Origin of the sequence: Nesterenkonia massiliensis, from assembly GCF_000455245.1 — a bacterium.
GTDB lineage: Bacteria > Actinomycetota > Actinomycetes > Actinomycetales > Micrococcaceae > Nesterenkonia > Nesterenkonia rhizosphaerae.
Genome location: NZ_HG005165.1, coordinates 73148 through 74860 on the forward strand (window position 1 = coordinate 73148; position 1713 = coordinate 74860).

Annotated in this window: 2 protein-coding genes; one reads left to right on the plus strand and one right to left on the minus strand. The window is 63.0% G+C overall.

The annotated features are described in order from the left end of the window. Positions 1 to 1173 (minus strand): class I tRNA ligase family protein (locus tag TX78_RS00355; RefSeq protein ID WP_044492706.1); only part of this gene is annotated, 1173 nt, incomplete at its 3' end. A 106-nt stretch (positions 1174 to 1279) separates the two neighbouring features. On the opposite strand from TX78_RS00355, the gene TX78_RS13415 reads away from it, so the two are divergent. Next, positions 1280 to 1713, plus strand: a 434-nt coding sequence (locus tag TX78_RS13415) for an alpha/beta fold hydrolase (protein ID WP_147640382.1), incomplete at its 3' end; no start/stop codon positions are given.

Below are 1713 nucleotides of genomic sequence, written 5' to 3' on the forward strand. Positions count from 1 at the left end.
GTTGATAGCCACGCCCTCGCCGGCAGTGGCGGTACCGGTCTCAGCAGGATCCTCCTCACCGGTGTCCACTACCACCTTGACCGAGATGCCCATGGCGCGGGCGAACTCAAGGTCGCGCTGGTCGTGGGCGGGAACACCCATTACCGCACCGGTGCCGTAATCGGCCAGCACATAGTCGGAGGCCCAGATCGGCAGTTTCTCGCCGGTCAGCGGGTGGATGGCGTAGCGTCCCAGGAAGACTCCGGTACGCTCACGATCGGCGGACTGCCGCTCGATCTCCGAGACGCTGCCGAGCTTGTCGCGGTAGGCCTCCAACTCGGCCCGCTGAGCATCGGTGACCAGCTCCAGGGCAAGATCCGCGTCCGCGGCCACCACCATGAACGTCACACCGTAGAGCGTGTCGGGACGGGTGGTGAAGACACTGATCGGCTCACCGCCTTCAATCTGGTAGGTCACCTCCGCGCCGGTGGAGCGGCCGATCCAGTTGCGCTGCATAGCCAGCACGCGTTCGGGCCAGGTGCCCTCCAGCTGCTCCATATCCTCCAGCAGCCGGTCAGCGTATTCGGTGATCTTGAAGTACCACTGGTTCAGGGCCTTCTTGGTGACGGCGGTTCCGCAACGCTCGCAGACGCCGTCGCCCACTACCTGCTCATTGGCCAGCACCGTCTGATCCTTCGGGCACCAGTTGACAGGCGAGTTCTTCCGGTAGGCCAGCCCGCGGTTGTAGAACTGCAGGAACAGCCACTGGGTCCACCGGTAGTAGAGCGAGTCGGAGGTGTGCAACCGGCGGGTCCAGTCCATGGAGAGGCCGTAGCGTTTGAAGCTGGCGGCCTGGGTCTCGATGTTGTTGTAGGTCCATTCGGCCGGGTGCGCGTTGTTCTTGATCGCGGCGTTCTCTGCGGGCAGGCCGAAGGAGTCCCAGCCGATCGGGTGCAGCACGTTATAGCCGCGCAGCCGGGCGTAGCGGGCAGGCACATCTCCGATGGCGAAGGCCTCGGCGTGGCCCATGTGCAGGTCCCCCGAGGGGTAGGGGAACATATCGCAGACGTACTTTTTAGGCCGCTCGTCGGCGGGGTCGACCACAAACGTGCCGTCCTCTTCCCAGAACGGAAGCCAGCGGGCTTCGATCTCACGGAAGTCGTAGGCCTTCTTCTCAGCGTGGGTCTCGCTCACCTGTGGGGCACCTCGAGGTCGTAGTCTTGCGGCGCGGCATGCGCCTTCACGGAAAATTCAACTCGCCTTAGTCTAGTTGGTTTTATCTCGCCGATAGGCTGATCCCGTGGAGACAGCACAGACCGTAGATATAACCCGGCATTGGGTGGGCTACCCCCACCGACCAGGCAACCAGCAGACGCTGAACGTGAAGTTCAACGACGACGACGCCGGGCCCGGCGGCCTGACCTCCCGGGTTGCGTTATGGCAGTACTCTCCTGGTGCTGGCACAGCAGGTCCGCAGAAACGGCCGCGCATTCTGCTGATCCATGGTTTCCGCGGTGATCACCACGGAATGCAGCTCATCGTTGATGCTTTGCCAGAGTTCGAGGTGTTTGTCCCGGACCTGCCAGGATTCGGGAAGACATCCCCGCTGGTGGACGCCCAGGGCTCTCGCGTGGAGCATACGGTAGCTCGCTATGCCGGATTTGTGGGGGCTCTTGCGCAGCAGCTGGATTTGAACGAGCACGATGTACTGATGGGGCATTCCTTCGGGACCAT